Source organism: Fundidesulfovibrio terrae, assembly GCF_022808915.1.
GTDB classification, from domain to species: Bacteria; Desulfobacterota; Desulfovibrionia; order Desulfovibrionales; family Desulfovibrionaceae; genus Fundidesulfovibrio; species Fundidesulfovibrio terrae.
The window spans coordinates 1,382,647-1,403,472 of the sequence record NZ_JAKZFS010000001.1; the positions used below are offsets into that span (position 1 = coordinate 1,382,647).

Below are 20,826 nucleotides of genomic sequence, written 5' to 3' on the forward strand. Positions count from 1 at the left end.
AGCATCGGAAGAAAGCATCGGAGACAACGTTGGACACTTTCATCGCAACCGTTCACATCATCGCCTGCGTACTTCTGGTCGTGCTGGTTCTCCTGCAGGCCGGCAAGGAAGGCATGGGTGTGATCTTCGGCGGCGGCAGCGGTTCGGTGTTCGGCAGCGCCGGCGCGGGCGGACTGCTGGTGAAGTTGACGGCCGGATTCGGGGCGCTGTTCCTGATCACCTCCCTGGCCTACAACTACTACACCGGCGCGGCCCGCAAACCTTCTTCCTCCGTGATGGAAGGTGCGACCATCGAACAGAAGGCCGCTCCGGCCGAGAACAAGAAGCCTGGGCCGAACCTGTTCGAAGAGCAGAAGCCCCAGGACGGAAGCAAGCAATAGTCGATACTGCCGAAGTGGTGGAACTGGTAGACACACCATCTTGAGGGGGTGGCGGGCGAAAGCCCATGGGGGTTCGAGTCCCCCCTTCGGCACCACACATATGAAGAGGCCGGACAGCGATGTCCGGCCTCTCTGCGTTTTGAAAGCCCATTGCCAGGAAGGGGGGCTCAGCGCGCGATCCGTCCTTTCGTTTCCCGTCTTGCCATGAGGTGTGCCAGAACCCGGTCCAGCTCCTCCATGTCTATGGGCTTGGACAGGTAGTCGTCCATGCCTGACGACAGGAACCGTTCCCGGTCGCCTTTGAGGGCATAGGCCGTCAGGGCGATGATGGGGACTTGGGGGGCGAGGGCAGGCGCTTCCCCGCTGCGGATGCGTCGTGTCGCCTCTTCTCCGTCCATGTCCGGCATACGGACATCCATGAACACCGCGTCAAAGGATTCGTTCGCCAATGCAGCCAATGCTTCTTCCCCGTTCTCGACCGCCACGACTCGATGGCCCTTCCTCTCCAGGATGGAGACTGCAAAGACCCGGTTGATGATGTTGTCCTCGGCCAGCAGGAGCTTGAGGCTCGGCGTGTCTCGCCCTGCTGCCCGGATCTCTTCCAAGTCATGCCCGCATCCACCGGGCTGTCCGGCTAGGCCGAACCCGGCGGTGAAGGAGAAGGTGCTTCCCGCGTCGACCGTGCTGTCGGCCCAGATGCGTCCGCCCATCAATTCGACCAGGTTTTTGGAAATGGACAGCCCCAAGCCCGTGCCGCAAGACCCCGCCTGGGCGTGATTGCCGACTTGCGCGAAGGCCTCGAAAACAGTCTCGTGCTTGTCGGCGGGGATGCCGATGCCGGTGTCGGCAACCCTGAAGAGGAGGCGGGCGGAGGAAGGCGCGGCCTCGCATTCCAGGGAGACGGCTACGGCCACGCTGCCGGAGTGCGTGAATTTGATTGCGTTGCCGATCAGGTTCGTCAGTATCTGTCGCAAGTGGCCCCTGTCGCCGACCAGCCCGTCAGGCACGTCGTCATCAACCGAGCAATCGAGTGCGAGCCCCTTCTGATCCGCCTCCAACGTGAACGACCTTATGGTTGAATCCACGAGTTCGCGTAGGTTGAAGGGCTGGTTTTCAAGTTCGACCTTCCCCGCCTCGATCTTGGACAGGTCGAGGATGTCGTTGATCAGGGAGAGGAGCGACTTGCCGGACTGGACGATCAGCCTGACGTACTCCCTGTTCTTCTCCTTGACGAGGGCCTTCTCGAGAAGCTGTGAAAAGCCGATAATGCCGTTGAGAGGGGTGCGCAACTCATGGCTCATGTTGGCCAGGAATTGGCTTTTGGCCTGGTTGGCGGCCTCGGCGGCCTCCTTGGATTGCCGCAGTTCCCGGGTCTGTTCGCGAACCCTTTGCTCAAGGGTTTCGTTCAGGCATCGCAATTCCTCTTCGACCTTCTTGCTCTCGCTGATGTCCTTCAACAACACTGCGAATTGCCCCTCACGAGGACAAAAGGCCGAGATGCTGAAATGCCGGTTTACGCGCGGGAGGAAGGTTTCGAAGGATGCCGGCCTGCCGGTGGTCGCCACGTGCGCGAAAATATCGAGAAAGGGCGGAGTGTTGGAGTCGTATAACGACGAGCCCAGGGAACCCGCCGCTTCTTCGCGTTTGATGCCGATCATGGCTTCGTACTTGGGGTTGACCTCCAGAATCCTGTAGTCGACCGGCCGGCCCGTATCGTCGTAAACCAGCTCGTAAACGCTGAGGCCTTCATCCATGGACTCGTACAAGGCCCGCAGCCTCGTCTCGTTTTCTATCAGGGCGTCCTCGGCCATTATCTTCTCGGCGCGCGCCCTCAGGGAATCGATTCCAAGGGCCAGGGTGTTTGACAGTTCCACCAGCAGGTCGAATTCGTCGCCCTCGAAGGCGTCCGGTTCGCTGGCGTAGAGGGTGAGCACTCCCAAAGAGTTTCCGGCGGCTCTCAAGGGGAGGGCAATGGACGAGGCAAACCCCCGTGCGGCGGCTTCCTCTCGCCAGGGCGCAAGGCGGGGGTCCTGCAACATGTCCCGGCAGGCGATGGGCTCTGCGGTGCGCGCCGCCACGCCCGTCGGCCCCCTGCCTCTTTCGCTGTCCGCCCAGGTGATCCGGGCCTTCTCCAGGTATCCGGCCTCAAAGCCGTACTGGGCGATGGGCCTGACCGTTTTGTCCTGGTCGTCGAGGGCAACGCCTATCCAGGCCATGCGGTAACCCACCTCCTCGACCATCAGGCGGCAGACCTCGCCCAGGAGGTCGGATTCCACCGAGGACCTGACTATCAGGCCGGAGCAGGCTCCGAAGGCCCGGACAGCCCTGCGGGTGCGGCGCAACAAATCAAGGAGCCTGTCTTCCTGCGGGACGATGCCGGGGCTGAGCCAGGGCGAACCGGCGCCCGGGCTTTCTCCTTCCGGACGGGGCACGGGGGGCCGCGATTTGTCCACTCCGAAAAGAGTATTCCCGAAGGGTTGTATGTGCTCGTCCATGCCGACCTTTACTGATTACGTGGTTGAAAGCTCAATACGCAGCGCAATTGAGCATGCGCCAAGCCCGAACCTGTCATCAACTCCTATTTTCAATTTTATCAATTGCGAAATTCTGTCAAGCGGGGTGCGCCCCTGGCGAGGCCGCTCCACGCGGCCTGTCCGGCTGGGCCGCCCCACACTGTCCATGCGTCCGGGAACAGCCGGACCAAGCCGCAACCATCCGGAAAGCACGCGCGCCGGGCGAGAGCGCGCCCGATTTGTCTCTTTTGTCCCTTGGACATCCAACCGGTTGTGCTTGGCCTTTCCGGTAAGTATACGATTGGAGCTCCGGAGGAACCAATGATCGTCAAGCTCGTGGCGCAAACCCTTTTGTGGCTTCTGTTCACCTCCCTGCTGCTGTTTTGGGCTGCTGGAAGCCTCTGGTGGCCGGCCGGCTGGGTCTATCTGGCTCTGAACGGGGCGTGCGGACTGGGAGGCGGGCTGTGGCTGGCCAGGGTTGATCCCGATCTGCTTGGGCAACGGCTCGGTTCGCCGTTTCGGCGGGAACAGGCTCCCTTCGACAAGGTCTTCATGGCCGTCTTCCTGCCGTTGTATCATGCCTGGCTGGTTTTCATGGCCGTGGACGCTGCCCGCTTCGGCTGGTCCCACGTTCCGTTCTGGCTCCGCTTCGCCGGAGCGTTGTTCATCCTGGCTGGAAACGTGACGGTCGGCTTCGCCTTCCGCGTGAACACCTTCGCGATTCCGCTGGTGAAGGTGCAGTCCGAGCGTCGCCAGAAGGTGATCGACACCGGGCCTTACGCCGTCGTGCGCCACCCCCTGTATGCCGGTGAGCTGCTTTCGCTTGCGGGATCGCCGCTTCTGTTGGGATCCTGGGCGGGACTGGCGGGGGTGATTGCGGTATTCCTCCCGTTGCTGGCCGTGCGGGCCGTCCTGGAGGAGCGGCTGTTGTCCGAAGGGCTGGCCGGCTACGCGCAATACGCAGGGCGGGTTCGCTTCCGCCTGATACCCGGCGTTTGGTGACTAACGGCGTTCCAGGAGATTTATGCGGAGGCCACGGGGGAACTTTCCCCAAGCAATAAGGAGCGGCATCGAATGCAACACCGACAATGGAACACGGGCGAGCTGGGGAGGGCCCTTCGGGCGGCAGTGGTGTGCGTGTTGGCCCTGGCGGTAGGAGGATGCGTCATATTGCCGTTGTGAGCGTCGCGGACGTTCGCTTCGCGTCGTTTTTCAGGACGGAGAACATGTTCACGGGCCCGTTTCAGTCCCTCCGGTCGTCTTCGTCCCGTCCTGGACCGGAACGAGGCGGCGTTCGGCGCGACACGTACAGCGCGGCGGCCGCGGCGGCCACAGCCAGGCAGAACACCGTCCGCGCCAGGGTTCTGCCTTGCCAGAGCCCGGCGAACCAGGTCCGCAGTTCGTAGAGCATCACCCCGGTCTTGCCGTTGTACTGTTCCAGGTTGCGCAGGTATTGCCTGGAATCCTCGGGATTGACCGGCTGGGGGACCCCGCCTCCCAGCGACTCGTACCCGAGCACTGGAGCCGATTGCTCCCCGGCCGTCCGGTCGATGAGTACGGCCAGGCCCAGCCCGGCCACGAGGATGGCCAGAGCCGTCAGTTCCAGGCGGGTGCGCCTGTTCAATGCGTTCCATGGCATGGTCGCAATCTCGCTTTGCCGGGTGGCCCGGCTTACGCGTCAGCGCCCGGACCCTGCCAGCAGTGCCTTGAGCAGCACGGCGTCGTCCAGGCGTTTGGCCGGGTCGAGCCCGGTCATGTCCCGCAGCCGGGCCATGCGGTAGGCCAGAGTGTTGCGGTGGATGCCCAGGGCGAACGCGGCCTGTTCGCTCTCGAAATTGTTGGCGGTGAGGGCCGAGAGCGTCTCTCGCAGCTCGGGCTTTTTCTCCAGGGCCGCCTTGAGGGATTTCGCCAGGGGACGCAGGGCCATGGCCGCCGGGCCTGCCGACACCTGTTCCAGCATGTACCCGGCGCACAGGGCGCTGTCGTGGATGCTGCGAAACGCCCCCCGGCCCTCCAGCGCCCGCAGGCAGTAGCGTGCCTGGCGGTAGGAGAGGGGGTACTCGTCCAGGCTCAAGGCCACGGCTCCCGCCCCGCAGGCCACCTTGCCCACGCCCCAGGCCTCGAAGGCGCCCATGAGCCGTTCCCCCCAGGCGCTCACGCCCGAGGCGCAGTTCTTCTCCTCCATGGCTTTGAGGATCACCAGCCTTCCGTCCAGGATCACGGCCACATCCTCGGGGCCCGTGCCGCCGCAGGAGGCCAGCCCCTCCAAGATGGCCTCGGAGGAGCGCTCAAGGACCAGTTCCGACGCGCCGTACTCCGAGGAGAAGCCCCTCAGCAGGGCCGAGACGTCGGCAACGGCGGCCAGCCTGGGCACGTCGATGTCCACGTTAAGGGACTTGGCCGCCCGGGTGATGCGCCGGCGGTACTGCTCGCCGCCGCCCACCAGCATCTCCACGAACTGCTCGGCCAGGCGCTGCCTGCTCTGCATCTCCTGGTGGGTGAGCTCCCGTTCCAGGATGAGCTCGGTGATCATCTTGATGAGCCGCGCCGGGCCGCGCACGGTTTCGGGGTCGCCGGTGACGCCGATGACCCCGATGACCTGGCCTTCCAGGGCGATGGGCAGGTTCACCCCCTGCAGCGCGCCGGGGTAGCGGTCCACGTCCGCGGGACGGATCTCGACCGCGAGCCCGGATTCGATGACGTCCCGCGCTCCCTTGTGGAAGGTGCGGTAGCGCTCGGGCTGGGCGGTGCCGATGATGACGCCTTCGCGGTCCATGATGTTGACGTTGCAGCGGATGATTCCCTGGGCGGAATCCACAATGTGCTGCGCCAGCGTGTCGGGAATGATCATGGCGGACTCTTTGTGCATGCGCACAAAATCGCGCACGCCGGATGTTGATTTTCCGTCAAGATGTCAATTGAAACTCCTCTTAATTCAAAGCAAAGTTCTCCACAATGAGAAATATTCCCGGGCTGGAAGCGCTTTTCATTTGTGCCGCTGCTCCAAACGCCCGGATGGTCCGCGCCTCTGCGCGGTCCCGGCCGCCGGGCGTGTTCCGCCGGACGCCGCGTCTTGAAACGACCCCCGGGAGTCCGGGGTGAATACTCAAGGAGGACGGTATGGATTGGAAGCAGATTTACGATCCCCTGGGCAACATCTGGCTGTCGGCAGCGGTGGCGGGCATCCCGCTCTACATTCTTTTCTACCTTCTGGCCGTGAAACGGGCCAAGGGGCACGTGGCGGCGTTCTGCGCCGTAACCACGGCGCTTCTGCTCTCCATCTTCGTATGGAAAATGCCCGTGTCCCTGGCGCTCAACTCCTTCGCCTACGGCGCCCTCTTCGGCATCTTCCCCATCGTCTGGATCGTGATCTGCGGCGTGTGGGTCTACTTCATGACCGTGGAATCCGGCGAATTCGAGATCATCAAGAACTCACTGGCCTCGATAACCGATGACCGAAGGCTCCAGGCGCTGTTCATCGCCTTCGCCTTCGGCGCGTTCATCGAAGGCACGGCGGGCTTCGGCACCCCCGTGGCCATCACCGCAGCCATGCTGGTGGGCCTCGGGTTCAACCCCACCTACGCGGCGGCCATCTGCCTCATCGCCAACACCGCGCCTGTGGCCTTCGGTTCCATCGGCATTCCCCTGGTCACGGCCGCCAACGTCACCGGCCTTGACCTTATGACCCTTTCCAAGATCGCCGGGCGTCAGCTGCCGCTTCTGTCCATCATCGTGCCCCTGTGGCTGTCCGTGACCATGTGCGGCTTCAAGCGCTCCATGGAGATCATGCCCGCCATCCTGACCGCGGGCATCGCCTTTGCGGCAGCCCAGTTCCTCTTCTCCAACTTCCACGGCCCCTACCTGCCGGACATCATGTCCGCCATCGTGACCATCCTGGCCCTGCTGGCCCTTCTGAAGGTCTGGAAGCCCAAGGCCGTGTGGCATTTCCCCGACGAGCCCGCGCCCACCGGCCAGAACAGGTGCGACTACACCGCCGGGCAGGTGCTGCGCGCCTGGGGCCCCTACATCGTGCTGGCCGTGATGGTGCTCCTCTGGGGCCTGCAGGACATCAAGGCCCTGCTCGCGCCCATCGGCTTCACCTTCCAGTGGCCCGGCCTGCACAACTTGGTGACCAAGATGCCTCCCATCGTCCCTGAGGGCATCCCGGCCGCCAAGGCCTTGTACCCGGCCATCTACAACTTCAACTTCGGTCAGGCAGCGGGCACGGCCGTACTCATCGGCGGACTCATCTCGGTGTCCTTCATGCCCAACTACGGATACGGCAAGGCCATCGCCTGCCTGGGCGGCACCATCAAGAAGATGGTCTTTCCCATCATCACCATCGCCATGATCCTGGCCATCGCCTACGTCTACAACTACTCCGGCCTGTCGGCCACCATGGGCCTGGCCTTCGCCAACACGGGTGCCTTCTTCCCGTTCTTCGCGCCGATACTCGGCTGGCTGGGCGTGTTCCTCACCGGTTCGGACACCTCCTCCAACGCCCTGTTCGGCAACCTGCAGAAGACCACCGCCCAGCAGATCGGCGTCAGCCCCGAGCTGTGCGTGGCCGCCAACTCCACCGGCGGCGTCACCGGCAAGATGATCTCGCCCCAGTCCATCTCCGTGGCCACGGCGGCCACCGGCCTGGTGGGCCACGAGGGCGACATCTTCCGCTTCAACCTGTTCCACTCGCTTGCCATGGTCATGGTGCTGTGCGTACTGACCATCGCGCAAGCCTACGTGCTCAAGTGGATGCTGCCCTAGCCTCCGCGAGGGACCGCTTGGCGAACTGACGAACCGTGCGCGGGGATCGGGTGAAAGCCCGGTCCTCGCGGACATGAAGAGAGAGGTGCCCATGCGCGAATTCGAACACCTGACCCAGATGTTCACGGCGGCCCTGGACCGGGTCGACCCCTACAAGATGATCGTCAACCACGTGCGCCTGGAGGGCCCGCGGCTGGTCGTGTCCTTCGAGAACGAGCGCCACGAGGTGAACCTGGACGACTATTCCCGGGTGCTGGTGCTGGGCGCGGGCAAGGCGTCGGCCAGGATGGGCAAGGCCCTGGAGGACATCCTGGGCGACCGCATCACTAAGGGGCTCATCTCGGTCAAGTACGGCCACGCCGAACCCCTCAGGCACATCGAGGTGGTGGAGTCCGCCCACCCCACGCCGGACGAGCAGGGCGCGGGCGCGGCCCTGCGCATCGCGGACATCGCGCGCGAGGCCGACGAGAAGACCCTGGTGCTGAACCTTGTGTCCGGCGGCGGCTCGGCCCTGCTGCCGTGCCCCCTGGTGCTGGACCATCCCGACGGCGCCATCCGCCTGACCCTGGAAGACAAGCAGAACATGACCAAGGCCCTGCTGGCCTGCGGGGCGGACATCGGCGAGATCAACTGCATCCGCAAGCACATCTCCGGAGTGAAGGGCGGAAGGCTGCTCAAGCTCATGCAGCCCGCGCGCAGCCTCAACTTCATCCTCTCCGACGTGGTGGGCGACCGCCTGGACACCATCGCCTCGGGCCTCACCAGCCACGACGAATCCACCTTCGAAGAGGCCATGGCCATCATCGAGAAATACCAGCTCTACGACAAAGCCCCTCCCGGCGTGATGCGCACCCTTTCGCTTGGCGTCCAGGGGAAGATCGAGGAGACCCCCAAAAAGGGCGACCCGGCCACGGAGCTTGCCACCAACATCCTCATCGGGTCCAACCAGGCGGCGCTCACGGCGGCCTGCGACACCGCCCGCAGCCTCGGGTACAACACTGCGGCGCTCACCTGCGCGCTCACGGGCGAGTCGCGCGAGGCAGCCAAATTCCTGTGGGGCATCGCCAAGGACGTGCGCAAGACCGAGCTTCTGGTGAAGAAACCCGCCTGCATCATCGCGGGAGGAGAGACCGTGGTCACGATCAAGGGCGAGGGCAAGGGCGGGCGCAACCAGGAAATGGCCCTGGCCTTCCTGGCGGAGCTCTCGCGCGACGAGCTCAAGGGCGCCAACGTCTCCTTCCTGTCAGCCTCCACCGACGGCACCGACGGCCCCACCGACGCCGCCGGGGCCTACGCCTCGGCCGAGCTCGTGGAGCTCTCCCGCCAGGCGGGGCTCTCCATCAACGGTTCCCTCAAGAACAACGACTCCTACCACTTCTTCGACCGCATCGGCTATTTGCTCAAGACCGGGCCCACCATGACCAACGTGTGCGACCTGCACATGGTCATCGTCACCCCGTAAGGGAGCGGTGCGCGCCGAGGCAGCGTCCGGCGCGAGGATGCGGCCTCGAAGGCTCGAAATCAAAGGGCCGGGAGTCTCCTTCCGGCCCTTTCGTGCGTGAGGAGGGCAGCGGCGGACGCAAGTCCATTGTTCTTTTCGGGAGGCTGCTTTAAGGAAAACACTCAATACATCCGCCAGGGAGGATGCCATGAACGGCATGAAGCGTGTCTGCGGCTTGTGCGCGGTGCTCTGTCTCCTCTGTACGAACCCGGCTCACGCCGCAGCCAAGGAGGAACTCATGGGCAGCACCATGGTGGGGGACGTGGCGGTCTTCATTCTTTCGGACGGATACCGCGATCTGGACGCCAGCCTCTTTCTGGCCATCGATTCCGGACAGGTCGCGGCCGTCAAGGATATCTATCCCGGCGGGAAGACACGCAACTCGCTCAACACCTTTCTCCTCAAGTCCGGGGGCAGGCTCGTGCTGGTGGACACCGGCGGGGGAAGCCTCCTGGGGTCGGACGCAGGGGGGCTGCCCAAGGCGCTGGCAGCGGCCGGGTTCACCCCGCAGGACGTCACCGACGTGATCCTGACCCATGTCCACCGCGACCACATCGGCGGACTGGGCCTTGGCGGCAGGGCGGCCTTCCCAGGCGCCGTGATCCACATCTCCAAGGTCGAGCACGACTTCTGGACGAACCCCGAAAACGAGGCCAAGGCTCCCGAAAGGACGCGCGGCACCTTTGCCACCACCCGGGAGATGCTGGCCCTCTATCCCGGGAAAGTGGCGCTCTTCGAGCCAGGGGGGGAACTGTTCCCGGGCATCCGGACCATCGCCGCCTACGGGCACACCCCCGGGCACTCGGCCGTGCTGGTGAGCTCCAAGGGGGAGAACCTGCTCCTCTGGGGGGACCTGCTGCACGGGCTTGATCTGCAACTGGCCAAGCCGGACATCGCCATCGCCTTCGACTGGGATCCGGCCGCCGCCGTGTCGTCCAGGAAGGTGTTGCTGTCCAAGGCTGCCGCGGAGGGGTGGCGCGTGTCCGGCGTTCATGTCCCGGGCCCCGAAGCCTACCGAATCCGGGCGGAGGGGCAAGGGTTCTCGCTGGTGCGCTGAGACCGGATGCGCCGATGGGGCACTCGACCGGCAGGAGGGTGCCCGGCTGGATTCGAACGTAATTCTATCGGAATCGTTTTCACAGACAGGAGAAAGGGGTCATGCTGGATATATTGTCGCCGCATGCGCTCGATTTGATGTGTTTGTTGGCGTCTGTAGCCATGTTCACCTTGTATAACGTGTTTATCTGGTGGAAGCTGAAGTCCAATCCCATCTTCACAATACAGGGAGCCACCAATTTGGCACGCCGGGCGTGGGTGGTGAACATCATGGAGGAGAAGAACGACATCCTGGCTGTGCAGACGCTGCGCAATTCCACCATGGCGGCCACGTTTCTGGCGTCAACGGCAATTCTGCTCTCCATGGGCGTGCTCTCTCTTACGGGGCAGGCGGAAAGCCTGGGAAATACGTGGCATACGCTGAACGTGTTCGGTTCCACCCAGCAGAGCACCATGGCCCTGAAGCTCCTTGTGCTGCTGGTAAACCTGTTCATCGCTTTCTTCAGCTTTTCGTCCTCGATCAGACTCTACAATCATGTGGGGTTCATGATCAACGTGCCATGCGCGGACGGAAATTACAGCTCGTCCCTGACGTTCGTGGCCATGCAGTTGAACCGGGCTGCGAATCACTTTCACATCGGCATGCGCGCTTTTTATTTCATGGTCCCGCTCATGTTCTGGATGTTTGGGCCACTACTCCTGTTTGGCGGGACGCTCATGATGATCATCGTCGTCTTCATCCTGGACAGGGCTCCGAAAATGCACAGCGATTATATCATCACCTACGAGCAGAAAAGCTGCAAACTGCGATAGCGCGAACAGAGTTTCACAGTCTGCTCGCGTTTTTCGGATTCGCCTTGCGCGTCAATGCCTACCGTGTTTGCCAGGCCGCCCAATTCTCGAGGGTGGGCCTGTGGTTCAGGCTGTCCCGGTCGTTCCCCGCGGAGGGCAGGGGTATCTACCCCGGTTGAAGTGGGGCGCTTCGTTGTAGAGCCCCCATATGTCCACTGGATCGTGGCCGGACGTGCGCAAGGTGCCTGCCGTCTGTTCACAACTGGAAGTCGTGCCTTTCACGAGGCTTCCTCCTTTGTCGGAGGCCGCCTTTCTCAGGTTCCTGATGGCCCGCGGATCCGTTCAGGCCAATCCAGACGTCTGTTTTTCAGGACTCTTGTGATCCGTTTCATGGCCGCCACTACAGTGATAATTTTACAAAAATAAGCATTTTCGTCCCCGGGCGCGTCCCCCGTTCTCCCCGCGTTGTCTTGTTTTTCGTACCCATTCTCCCGCGCAAAGCGAGACTCTGCGTCGCTCTCGTGTCTATTTGTTCGGAATCAAAGTGGTTTGTTCGACGCTCATCGGCTGGCACACCGGTTGCTATCCGCCGGCCTTCCGGCTCGGCGTTGCCTGGGCGCTTGCGGCGAGGCGTTTTGCTGCCCAGGGTGCCGCGCGCGGTGCCCCCCCCGGCAGGGGCGCGAGAGCCGGTACGAGACAAGATTGCGATTGCCCATGGGCTTGTTGTTTGTACGTAACGGGCGATTCAACCAAAGCGTCATGCTTTTCCGGTTGATTCCTGCCGCCGATTCCGAATGCCGACCAAGGCGTATTTCACACTTTGCGTAGGCGAAGTACCATTCAGACAAAATGAAGAAGGGACAAGTTGTGAACGTGCGTTTTTCCGTGTTTATGGCTCTCGAGCTTGTGGTTGGGATGTTCCGCTCTTTGAGGGAGTTGCAGAAGCCAGTTTGCAGGATGAATTCCTTGGCAGCCGTTGTGATGATTGCTCTCGCATTGTCGATTGTTAAGGTTCCCGTTGCTTCCGCGTCGACGGAAACGATCGGGGCGAGTGAGTCTGATCGCCAAGTGATCGCCATGGTGGAGAGTGCGCAGGCGTATATCAAGGCAAATGGCAAGGCAAAGGCGTTGGCTGAATTCAATAACCCAGACGGAGAGTTCGTCAAGCATGGCTTGTACGTGTTTGCGTACGACTTCTACGGCGTCAACAAGGCATTGGCGACCAACCCTGTGTTGGTTGGCAAGAACCTTATTGATATGAAGGACGCTGACGGCAAAGAAATAATCAAGGACATGATCGGCATCGTCAGGAAGGGCGGTGGTTGGTACGATTACAAGTGGGACGGCCATGAAAAGTCGTCCTACGTTGTCAAGGTGGACGACACCCTCTGGTTGGGCTGTGGCGAATTCAAGAACGAAGCAGTGGCGATGGTGGAGAAGGCGCTGGCATACATCCAGGAGAAGGGCAAGGATAAGGCCCTCGCCGAGTTCAACAACCCCCATGGGGCGTTTGTCGAGCGTGGACTGTATATATTCGCCTACGACTTCGACGGCGTCAACAGGGCTTTGGCGACCCATCCCGCGCTGGTCGGCAAGAACCTCATCGATATGAAGGATCCCGACGGCAAAGAGATCATCAGGGACATGATCGGGATCGTCAAGAAGGGCGGCGGCTGGTACGATTACAAGTGGGACGACCACGAAAAGTCTTCATACGTTGTGAAGATTGACGACACCCTCTGGCTGGGGTGTGGTGAATATCGAGATCACATCTCGAGGACGTATTTTCTTTTTTGCGTAGCTCTCATACCTATTGTTTGGTTGATGGTTTCCTTGGGTGTGCTCAAGATGCCGGCCCACGTGACAACATGTTTGTCCTTGGCCGTGACGGTCGTTCTTGCCTTGTTGGTGTTTAAGATGCCTCTGGTGTCTGCGTTTACGGCGACACTGGAAGGAGTTGCCTTGGGTCTTTGGCCAATTGTGATCGTAATTGTCGCAGCCATATTCACATACAACATGGCGCTGCAGACAAAGAGCATGGACACCATAAAGAGCATGTTGTCCAATATCACCACCGATCGCAGAATCCAGGTTTTGATTCTGGCCTGGGGGTTCGGAGGATTTCTTGAGGCGGTAGCGGGGTATGGCACCGCTGTGGCGATTCCGGCAAGTATATTGGCCGCCCTCGGCTGCGAGCCGATTTTTGCGGCGTTGATTTGCTTGGCCGCCAACACGGTTCCAACCGCTTTTGGAGCGATCGGAATCCCGGTGTTGACGCTCGCCCAGATTACAAACCTCGATGTGAATATTTTGAGCTGTCAGATAGCTCTCCAGCTGACGTTGTTTATCGTGGTGATCCCAATGTTGCTGGTTGTTCTTACCACCAGGAGCCTGAAAGGGTTGAAGGGGGTGGTGGGGATATCGTTGGCTTCCGGCGCGGCTTTCGCCATCCCCGAGCTTCTGACCGCCAAGTATCTGGGTGCGGAGCTTCCTGCTCTGGCCGGAAGCGTATGCAGCATGGCGGTGACGATACTCATCGCGAAGGTGTTCTACAAGGAAGAGCAGGCAGATGGGGCTGCTAAAGAGGTCATCACCTTCAAGGAGGGGGTTTTGGCCTGGCTGCCGTACATACTTGTGCTGGTCTTCATCGTGGCCAGCAGTCCCGTGGTCGAGCCGGTTTACAACCTCCTGTCCCACATCAAGACGTCCGTTGTGATCTATCAAGGAAAAGGGGCTGCTCCGTTTGTGTTCAAGTGGATCGCAACCCCGGGAACACTGATCATCATTGCGACGGTTGTTGGCGGATTGATTCAGGGTGCCAAGATTGGCGATATCGTCAAGGTGTTCTTCTACACCCTGAATAAACTCTCCAAGTCTGCCTTCACTGTTTTGTGTATCGTTTCAATGTCGAAGGTGATGGCGTATAGCGGGATGATTTCCGCTATTGCAGTCGTGCTTGTGAAGGCGACAGGGCATTACTTTTCGATGATTTCTCCCCTTATCGGAGCACTTGGAACGTTTGTGACCGGCAGCGACACTTCAGCGAACGTGTTGTTCGGAAAGCTCCAGGTTGAAGTTGCTTCGCAGACTGGGGTGGATCCCTATTGGTTGGCAGCGGCAAATACGGCAGGCGCCACCGGCGGAAAGATGATATCGCCGCAAAGCATAGCCGTCGCCACCGCCGCGACAGGACTTGTCGGGTCTGAAGGGAAGATATTGAATCAGACTTTGAAGTACTGTGTGTGCTACGTGACGATTCTGGGGATCTTCGTATATATTGGGAGCCTGCTCATTCTGCCTCATTGACGGTAGTTGTTCTCCGGGCGTGTGTCTTTCGTGTTTCCCGTGGGGAGCCATCCCGCGCGGTCTCCCTGGAGGGGGGCATGAGGGGCACACGCCTCGGATCGCAGTTCTGATTTACGGCCTTTCGCCAAATCGCGGGGGGCCGTTTTGAGTTGATTCAGCGGTGGCTCACAGCATCACGCTGCTCATGAGATCGCTTGGGTGATCGATAAAGGCGCCGGAAGCGGTGCCAATTTTGAGGCATGCGGTAGAGTCGTTGGATTTTTCTCCCTCGGTCCAGGCATCGGCGGGCTTTTGTACTCCCCTAAAATCTTCCTGCGGCGCTTCCCCCAGCCTTGACAGCCTTCCCGGTTAACGTATAGCTAGATGCAAATATGGAGATTCAAGCATGAAGACGTTCATCCGCCTCATGAAAGCCCTGTCAGACCCCAACCGGGTGAAAATCATCAAAATGCTGCAAAGGCGGCCAATGTGCGTCTGCGAGCTTCAGGCCGCCTTGGGCATAGCGCAACCAACGGTCTCCAACCACCTCAAGACATTGGAGGATGCGGGGCTGGTCGAGAGCGCCAAGGCCGGCCAGTGGGTCAACTACTCGCTGGCCGAAGGAGAAACGGACTACGCCAGGAAACTCCTTGAGCACCTGAAGACGTGGCTGGAGGACGATCCGGACGTCGCCGCACTGTTGGGCGGCCTGGACGGCATTCGCCGGGAGAACCTGTGTTCCACGAAGCCCGGCAGATGATCGATTCCTTTCACATCGGGGAGTCGCTGGGCTCAATCAGGAACAAGTTCCTGGGATTGATCGGGGACCGAAGCAACGACATGGCAAAACCCAGGCGGGCATGATTATGAAAGAATTTACCCAATTGACGATTTTCGAGGATCAGGCGCAATCCACCTGCTCCTGCGACGGGATTTCTGCCGCAACAGGAGCGGCCGTTGCGCAGGCGGAGAGGGCGGCTCTGAAACGATACACCCTTCTGGGTGCTCCAGCCCTTCTCCTTTGGTTCGGCCTTTACAGCGTCCTGGAGCCGACGGCCCAGGCCATCACCTACGACGTGCTGGGACTCGACCACGGCGGCAGATTCGCGGACGCCCTGGCGTTCTTCCTCTACGATGGCCCCAAGGTCCTGCTGCTGCTCACTTTGGTCGTCTTTGGCGTCGGGATCATCCGGTCGTTCTTCACCGCCGCCCGAGCCCGAAAATGTCTGGCCGGGCGCCGGGAAGTCGTCGGCAACGTCCTGGCCGCCTTGCTCGGCATCGTAACTCCGTTCTGCTCCTGCTCCGCAGTGCCGCTTTTCGTGGGCTTCGTCACCGCCGGCGTGCCGCTGGGAGTCACCTTTTCCTTCCTCGTCAGCGCGCCCATGGTGAACGAGGTGGCCCTCGTGCTGCTGTATGGCCTGATGGGCTGGAAGGTGGCGGGGCTGTATCTGGCGACGGGCCTGCTGGTGGCCATGGTCAGCGGCTGGGTCATCGGAAGGCTCAAGATGGAAGGGCACCTTGAAGAGTGGGTGCGCCTCATCCATGCCGGGCAGGATCTACCGGATCAGGAGCTGTCCTGGGCTGGCAGGATCCAGGCAGGCGTGACGGCGGTCAAGGACATCGTGGGAAAGACCTGGCCCTGGGTGCTGGCTGGCATCGCCGTGGGCGCGGGCATCCACGGCTACGTCCCCGAGGGGTTCATGGCTTCGATCATGGGACGGGATGCCTGGTGGTCGGTGTTGGCTGCCGTGGGTATCGGCATCCCCATGTATTCCAACGCGGCCGGGATCATCCCGGTGGTGCACGCGCTCCTGGAAAAGGGTGCGGCCCTCGGCACGGTGCTGGCTTTCATGATGAGCGTCATCGCCCTCTCCCTGCCGGAGATGATCATTCTGAGGAAGGTGCTCAAGCCGCGCCTGCTCCTCACCTTCGTCGGCGTTGTCGGCCTGGGCATCTTGCTGGTCGGCTATCTGTTCAACCTCATCCTGTAGCTCTCGGGAGGATTCCATGGAGATCAAGGTGTTGGGGCCCGGATGCCCGAAATGCCATGAGGCGGAAAAGATCGTGCGCGAGGTCGTGGCCGAAACCGGAGTGGACGCATCCGTGGTCAAGGTCTCAGATTTCCAGCAGATCGCCCAGATGGGGGTCTTCGCCACCCCGGCGGTCGCCGTGAACGGGGAAGTGAAGTGCGTGGGCAAGGTGCCCACCAAGGCGGAGATAGCCGCCTGGATCAACCGCTAGGCCCTATCAAGGAGAAAAGCATATGTCTGGTTCCTGTTGCGCAAAAGGTGACGAGGTCATGATCCTGGCCTGCTCGGGCGGTTCCAACGTCGGGCAGTTGACCAACCAGGCGGCCGTGGAACTCACCCGCGAGGGATTCGGCAAGATGTTCTGCCTGGCTGGGATCGGAGGCGGTTTGAAAGGGTTTGTCAAATCGGCCCAGGGCACCCCGAGAGTGGTTGTCCTCGATGGGTGCCCGGTCGGCTGCGCAAAGGCCATCCTGGAGCGGGAAGAAATCCCCCTGAAGAGCTACATCGTCGTCACCGACCTTGGAATCGAGAAAAACAAGGACCGCCAACTCGCCGTGAACGACGAGGACTTGGCTAAGGTGAAAGTGGCCGGCAAAGCTGCAGCATCGTTGAATAATGAGACCTCGCGTCCCTCCTGCTGCGGATCCGGGAAAAGTTGCTGAGCACGTCCCTCGTGATACGAGCAACACTCAAGGAGTGTTCTGTGCGTAACATGCTGATAACATTGGCTACGGTCATTCTTCTGGGTGTGGCCGCGCAGGCCGCCCCCCTCCCTGACGTCCCGGCAAAAGACATGGTGACCATGGTGGACCTGGGAGCGAAGTCCTGCATCCCCTGCAAGATGATGATGCCGGTCATGGACGCTGTCGAGAAGGACTATGCCGGAAAAGCGGCCGTACTTTTCATCGATGTGTGGGAGAACCCTGACCAGAGCAAGAAGTACGGTTTGCGCTCCATCCCCACGCAGATTTTTTACGACAGGCAGGGGAAGGAAGTCTTTCGGCACGAGGGTTTTTTCGACAAAAAGTCGATCTCGGATATTCTGGACAAGCTGCTTGCGCAGTGAGGAATTTCCAACGTGCTTGACCAGCTATTTCTCGCGATCAACAGTTGGATGGTCGACAGCTTCGCCATCGCGGCCGTTGGGTGCTTCCTCTGGGGCGTCGTGAGCGTTCTTTTCAGCCCGTGCCATCTGGCCAGCATTCCGCTCATCGTGGGCTATGTGGCCGGACAAGGCCGCCTCGTCCAGGGGAGGGAAGCGGCCCGGTACGCCATTGCCTTCACGGTCGGCCTCTTCCTGACCATCGCGGCGGTCGGGGTGATCTGCTCGCTGTTGGGGCGCATGCTCGGAGATGTCGGCCCCTATTGGACCATTCTGGTGGGGGCTGTCCTGGTCTGGGTGGCCTTGGACATGCTCGGGGTGGCCAAGTGCACGATTTCCGGCGGCGTGATGGGCCGCCTGAAGGTCAAAGGCCTCTCCGGAGCGTTCCTGCTTGGCCTTGCGTACGGAGTGTTGTCCGGCTCGTGCACGTTCGGTTTCATAGCGCCCATCCTGGCGATCATCACGTTGCAGCAGAAGATTCTGACGGGCGTGTCGCTCATCGTCCTCTTTGCAGTGGGGCACTGCCTGCCCATCGTGGCGGCGGGCAGTTCGACCGCCCTGGTGCAGCGCTGGCTCGAGAACGGGGCCATGCGGCACGGCGGGGCATGGTTCCGCAAGGGCGCTGGCGGCCTGATCGCCTTGCTCGGAGTCTATTTCATCTCAAGACCTTTCCTTGGTTCATAAATCCGGATATGCGGATATTGCCTGTTCGACCTGGAAGCGATCTCTTGGGGAATGAAGCCCTCAAAATGCCTGGAGGCTTACCATGTCTGAAAGTGTTGTGAAACGGCTTTCCTTTCTCGACCGGTACCTGACCCTATGGATCTTCGCGGCCATGTTCATCGGCGTGCTCGGAGGCTGGGCCTTCCCCGGCATCCGCGATGTGGTGAACTTCTTCCAGGTGGACACGACCAACATCCCCATCGCCATCGGGCTGATCCTGATGATGTACCCGCCCCTGGCCAAGGTGAAGTACGAGAAGCTGGGACAGGTGTTCCGCAACGTGCGGGTGCTTACGCTGTCCCTCGTGCAGAACTGGGTCATCGGCCCGGTGCTGATGTTCCTGCTGGCCATCACGTTCCTGTCCGGGCAGCATGAATACATGGTCGGGCTGATCCTCATCGGGCTGGCCCGGTGCATTGCCATGGTCATCGTCTGGAACGACCTGGCCTCGGGAGACCGGGAGTACTGCGCGGGACTTGTGGCGTTCAACTCCATCTTCCAGGTGCTGTTCTTTTCGGTCTACGCGTACCTGTTCATCACCTTCCTGCCCGGCGTCCTCGGCCTCAAGGGGATGGTCGTGGACATCTCCATCGGGCAGATCGCCAAGAGCGTGTTCATCTATCTGGGGATTCCCTTCCTGGCTGGGATGGCCTCCCGGTTCATCGGACTCAAGACCAAGGGGCAGCAGTGGTACGAGGAGAAATTCATCCCCAAGATCAGCCCGATCACGCTTATTTCCCTGCTCTTCACCATCCTGGTGATGTTCTCGCTCAAGGGTGAGTACATCGTGCGCCTGCCCCTGGACGTGGTCCGAATCGCCGTTCCCCTGTGCGTGTACTTCCTGGTGATGTTCCTGGCGTCCTTCTGGCTCTCCTGGAAGGCCGGGGCCACTTACGAGCAGTCGGCCACGCTTTCCTTCACCGCCGCCTCCAACAACTTCGAGCTGGCCATCGCCGTGGCCGTGGCCGTGTTCGGCATCGATTCGGGGCAGGCATTCGCCGCCGTCATCGGGCCCCTGGTGGAGGTGCCGGTGCTCATCGCGCTGGTGAACGTGGCCCTGTGGATCAAGCGCAGATACTTCCCCCACGCCGTGAATACGCCGCTCGGCGTATGCCACGTCTCCTGCAGGCCGTAGGGGGCAGACTGCATGCGGGAACCATGTTATTCGCACGGCAGCTCCCGCCAAAGCCCCAGGTGAGTTCGAGGCCAAGTGGTGGGCAAGGGACGTGGCCCGCAGGCCTGCCATTGAGGAAGCATCGTTCGCCACAGGTCTTTCCCGGCAGGGGAATACGACTTTTCGATCTTCTCAAGGAGGGTATGCAGATGCATCTAAAGAATTGGGAAGCAATCGTAGAGAAGGCTTTGTCGGATTCCGGGTTCAAAGAACGTCTGCTGGCTGATCCAGTCAAAGTGCTCGCAGAGGAAGGAACGGTCGTGCCCGAGGGCGTCACCGTCAGGGTGGTGGAGTCGACCGACAAGGAAGTCTGGCTGGTGCTGCCGCACCACAAGACAGGCTACAGGTTCCTGAGCCCCTACGCCGCTGTGTATGAGGGGGAGGAGGGCGAACTCCCCGGGTGCGATCCCAAAACATGCGACCATCCCGCCGCCGGATGTCCGAAATGAGCACCGGTTGAAAAACAGGCCCCCGTTAGACGTCTTCACGACCGGGGCCGCTTTCCAAGGGAAGCGGCCCCGCTGTTGTTTCTAGCAGCACCGGTCGCCTCCCGGTTGCGGCGTCTTTGGTGCGAACAGGTTTTCGAGCAGATGTCTGGGCGGAGTAGGCGTTCCTTTCATGAGCCTGTCCCGCACCATTTCCATGAACGCGGCCAGGGGAGGGGACAGCCATTTGTCCTTGTGGCGGATCATGAGCACGGCGGTTTCCAGTTCGCCATCAGCCCAGTTCAGGATCGCCAGCCTCCCTGCCTCGATGTCATGGCGCACGGCCAGCTCCGGCAGAATGCTGACGCCCACGCCGTCCATGATGCAGCCGCGCAAGGCCGCCGCGCTTGAGAAGGCCACCCCTGCGGCGGTTTCGACGCCCTTGTCGGAAAGCAGGCTCTCGAACATCTTCCTGTAGGAGCAGTCCGCCGAGGAGAGGACCAGGGTTTCGCCCCGGAGGTCCTCCGGTCCCACGGTCTCCCGGCCAGCCAGCCGATGTGCCGGCGCGGCCACGAGGACCAATCGCTCAACGCCCAGGAGCTCAACGATGAGGTCTCCCGCCCGGATCGAATCCGCCATGAGGAAGGCCAGGTCCGTCACTCCCTGGCGCAGGTCCTTGTCCAGGCCCTCCATGGTGCAGGCCGTGAAGCTCAGGCGGACGTTGGGGAACCGTTCCCGGAAACGGCGTATCACTCCTCCCATCCGGTAGGCGCACAGCGACTCCGGCACCCTGACCGTGAGCGACCCGCGCGCCTCAGCCTCGCCTGACACCCAGGCCCTGGCCTCGTCCTCCAGGTCGAGAATCTTGCGGGCGTAATCGAGCAGGCGTTCCCCCGCCTCGGTGAGGGCGACGCGCCGCCCGAGGCGCTCGAACAGCTTCACGCCGAGATCCGCCTCGATCGTGGCGATACGCGCCGATACCGTCGACTGCGCCGCATGCAGCGCCTCGCCGGCGCGGTGGAAGCTCAAGAGCCTGGCCACGGCCACGAACGTCTTCAAATCCCGCAATTCCATGGTCCTG

Annotated in this window: 19 protein-coding genes and 1 tRNA gene; 16 read left to right on the forward strand and 4 right to left on the reverse strand. The window is 61.5% G+C overall.

Annotated features, from left to right (window positions below):
• The first annotated feature begins 29 nt into the window (after positions 1 to 29).
• Entirely contained in the window at positions 30 to 380 is a 351-nt protein-coding gene (gene secG, locus ML540_RS06440) for a preprotein translocase subunit SecG (protein WP_243359449.1), read from the forward strand.
• Positions 381 to 388: 8 nt separating this feature from the next.
• Positions 389 to 475, forward strand: a tRNA-Leu gene (locus tag ML540_RS06445).
• Between the two features lie 72 nt (positions 476 to 547).
• Here ML540_RS06445 and ML540_RS06450 read toward each other — a convergent pair.
• Complete coding sequence (locus ML540_RS06450) at positions 548 to 2,875, reverse strand: ATP-binding protein (RefSeq protein ID WP_243359450.1); 2,328 nt, start codon at positions 2,873 to 2,875, stop codon at positions 548 to 550.
• A gap of 339 nt (positions 2,876 to 3,214) precedes the next feature.
• On the opposite strand from ML540_RS06450, the gene ML540_RS06455 reads away from it, so the two are divergent.
• Positions 3,215 to 3,895 (forward strand): methyltransferase family protein, encoded by a 681-nt coding sequence (locus ML540_RS06455; RefSeq protein WP_243359452.1) that lies wholly within the window; start codon positions 3,215 to 3,217, stop codon positions 3,893 to 3,895.
• 241 nt (positions 3,896 to 4,136) lie between these two features.
• On the opposite strand, the gene ML540_RS06460 is transcribed toward ML540_RS06455, so the two are convergent.
• Together ML540_RS06460 and ML540_RS06465 are read right to left on the reverse strand one after the other, a co-directional pair.
• A complete protein-coding gene (locus ML540_RS06460) occupies positions 4,137 to 4,532 on the reverse strand; it encodes a hypothetical protein (RefSeq protein ID WP_243359453.1) in 396 nt (131 codons plus the stop codon).
• Between the two features lie 39 nt (positions 4,533 to 4,571).
• On the reverse strand, positions 4,572 to 5,744 hold the full coding sequence (locus tag ML540_RS06465; RefSeq protein WP_243359456.1) for a CdaR family transcriptional regulator: 1,173 nt from the start codon (positions 5,742 to 5,744) through the stop codon (positions 4,572 to 4,574).
• A gap of 269 nt (positions 5,745 to 6,013) precedes the next feature.
• Between ML540_RS06465 and ML540_RS06470 the strand changes: the two genes are divergently transcribed.
• The 13 genes from ML540_RS06470 (at position 6,014) to ML540_RS06535 (ending at position 19,769) form a co-directional block, all read left to right on the forward strand.
• Positions 6,014 to 7,657, forward strand: coding sequence for an L-lactate permease (locus ML540_RS06470; protein WP_243359458.1), 1,644 nt, complete (start codon positions 6,014 to 6,016; stop codon positions 7,655 to 7,657).
• Positions 7,658 to 7,748: 91 nt separating this feature from the next.
• Positions 7,749 to 9,119 carry a glycerate kinase type-2 family protein gene (locus tag ML540_RS06475; RefSeq protein ID WP_243359460.1) on the forward strand — a complete coding sequence of 457 codons (1,371 nt, stop codon included), beginning with the start codon at positions 7,749 to 7,751 and terminating at the stop codon, positions 9,117 to 9,119.
• A gap of 187 nt (positions 9,120 to 9,306) precedes the next feature.
• Positions 9,307 to 10,215, forward strand: a complete 909-nt coding sequence (locus tag ML540_RS06480; protein WP_243359461.1) for an MBL fold metallo-hydrolase — start codon at positions 9,307 to 9,309, stop codon at positions 10,213 to 10,215.
• 101 nt (positions 10,216 to 10,316) lie between these two features.
• Entirely contained in the window at positions 10,317 to 11,027 is a 711-nt protein-coding gene (locus tag ML540_RS06485; RefSeq protein WP_243359462.1) for a DUF599 domain-containing protein, read from the forward strand.
• 846 nt (positions 11,028 to 11,873) lie between these two features.
• A complete protein-coding gene (locus tag ML540_RS17930) occupies positions 11,874 to 14,312 on the forward strand; it encodes a lactate permease LctP family transporter (RefSeq protein WP_341482627.1) in 2,439 nt (812 codons plus the stop codon).
• Between the two features lie 385 nt (positions 14,313 to 14,697).
• Complete coding sequence (locus tag ML540_RS06500) at positions 14,698 to 15,051, forward strand: ArsR/SmtB family transcription factor (protein ID WP_243359463.1); 354 nt, start codon at positions 14,698 to 14,700, stop codon at positions 15,049 to 15,051.
• A 106-nt stretch (positions 15,052 to 15,157) separates the two neighbouring features.
• Positions 15,158 to 16,282 (forward strand): permease, encoded by a 1,125-nt coding sequence (locus ML540_RS06505; protein WP_243359464.1) that lies wholly within the window; start codon positions 15,158 to 15,160, stop codon positions 16,280 to 16,282.
• Between the two features lie 16 nt (positions 16,283 to 16,298).
• Positions 16,299 to 16,532 (forward strand): thioredoxin family protein, encoded by a 234-nt coding sequence (locus tag ML540_RS06510; protein WP_243359465.1) that lies wholly within the window; start codon positions 16,299 to 16,301, stop codon positions 16,530 to 16,532.
• Between the two features lie 22 nt (positions 16,533 to 16,554).
• Positions 16,555 to 16,983 carry a putative zinc-binding protein gene (locus ML540_RS06515; RefSeq protein ID WP_243359466.1) on the forward strand — a complete coding sequence of 143 codons (429 nt, stop codon included), beginning with the start codon at positions 16,555 to 16,557 and terminating at the stop codon, positions 16,981 to 16,983.
• A gap of 50 nt (positions 16,984 to 17,033) precedes the next feature.
• Positions 17,034 to 17,387: a thioredoxin family protein gene (locus ML540_RS06520; protein WP_243359467.1), complete on the forward strand. Its 354-nt coding sequence runs from the start codon at positions 17,034 to 17,036 to the stop codon at positions 17,385 to 17,387.
• Positions 17,388 to 17,399: 12 nt separating this feature from the next.
• Positions 17,400 to 18,107: a cytochrome c biogenesis CcdA family protein gene (locus ML540_RS06525; protein WP_243359469.1), complete on the forward strand. Its 708-nt coding sequence runs from the start codon at positions 17,400 to 17,402 to the stop codon at positions 18,105 to 18,107.
• Between the two features lie 82 nt (positions 18,108 to 18,189).
• Positions 18,190 to 19,281, forward strand: coding sequence for an ACR3 family arsenite efflux transporter (gene arsB / locus ML540_RS06530; protein WP_243359471.1), 1,092 nt, complete (start codon positions 18,190 to 18,192; stop codon positions 19,279 to 19,281).
• Between the two features lie 182 nt (positions 19,282 to 19,463).
• Entirely contained in the window at positions 19,464 to 19,769 is a 306-nt protein-coding gene (locus ML540_RS06535; RefSeq protein WP_243359472.1) for an NHLP leader peptide family RiPP precursor, read from the forward strand.
• Between the two features lie 81 nt (positions 19,770 to 19,850).
• Here the strand turns inward: ML540_RS06535 and ML540_RS06540 are convergent, their stop codons facing one another.
• The gene (locus tag ML540_RS06540; RefSeq protein WP_243359473.1) at positions 19,851 to 20,819 is read right to left on the reverse strand and encodes a LysR family transcriptional regulator; all 969 of its coding nucleotides are present in this window, start codon (positions 20,817 to 20,819) and stop codon (positions 19,851 to 19,853) included.
• Positions 20,820 to 20,826: the final 7 nt, after the last annotated feature.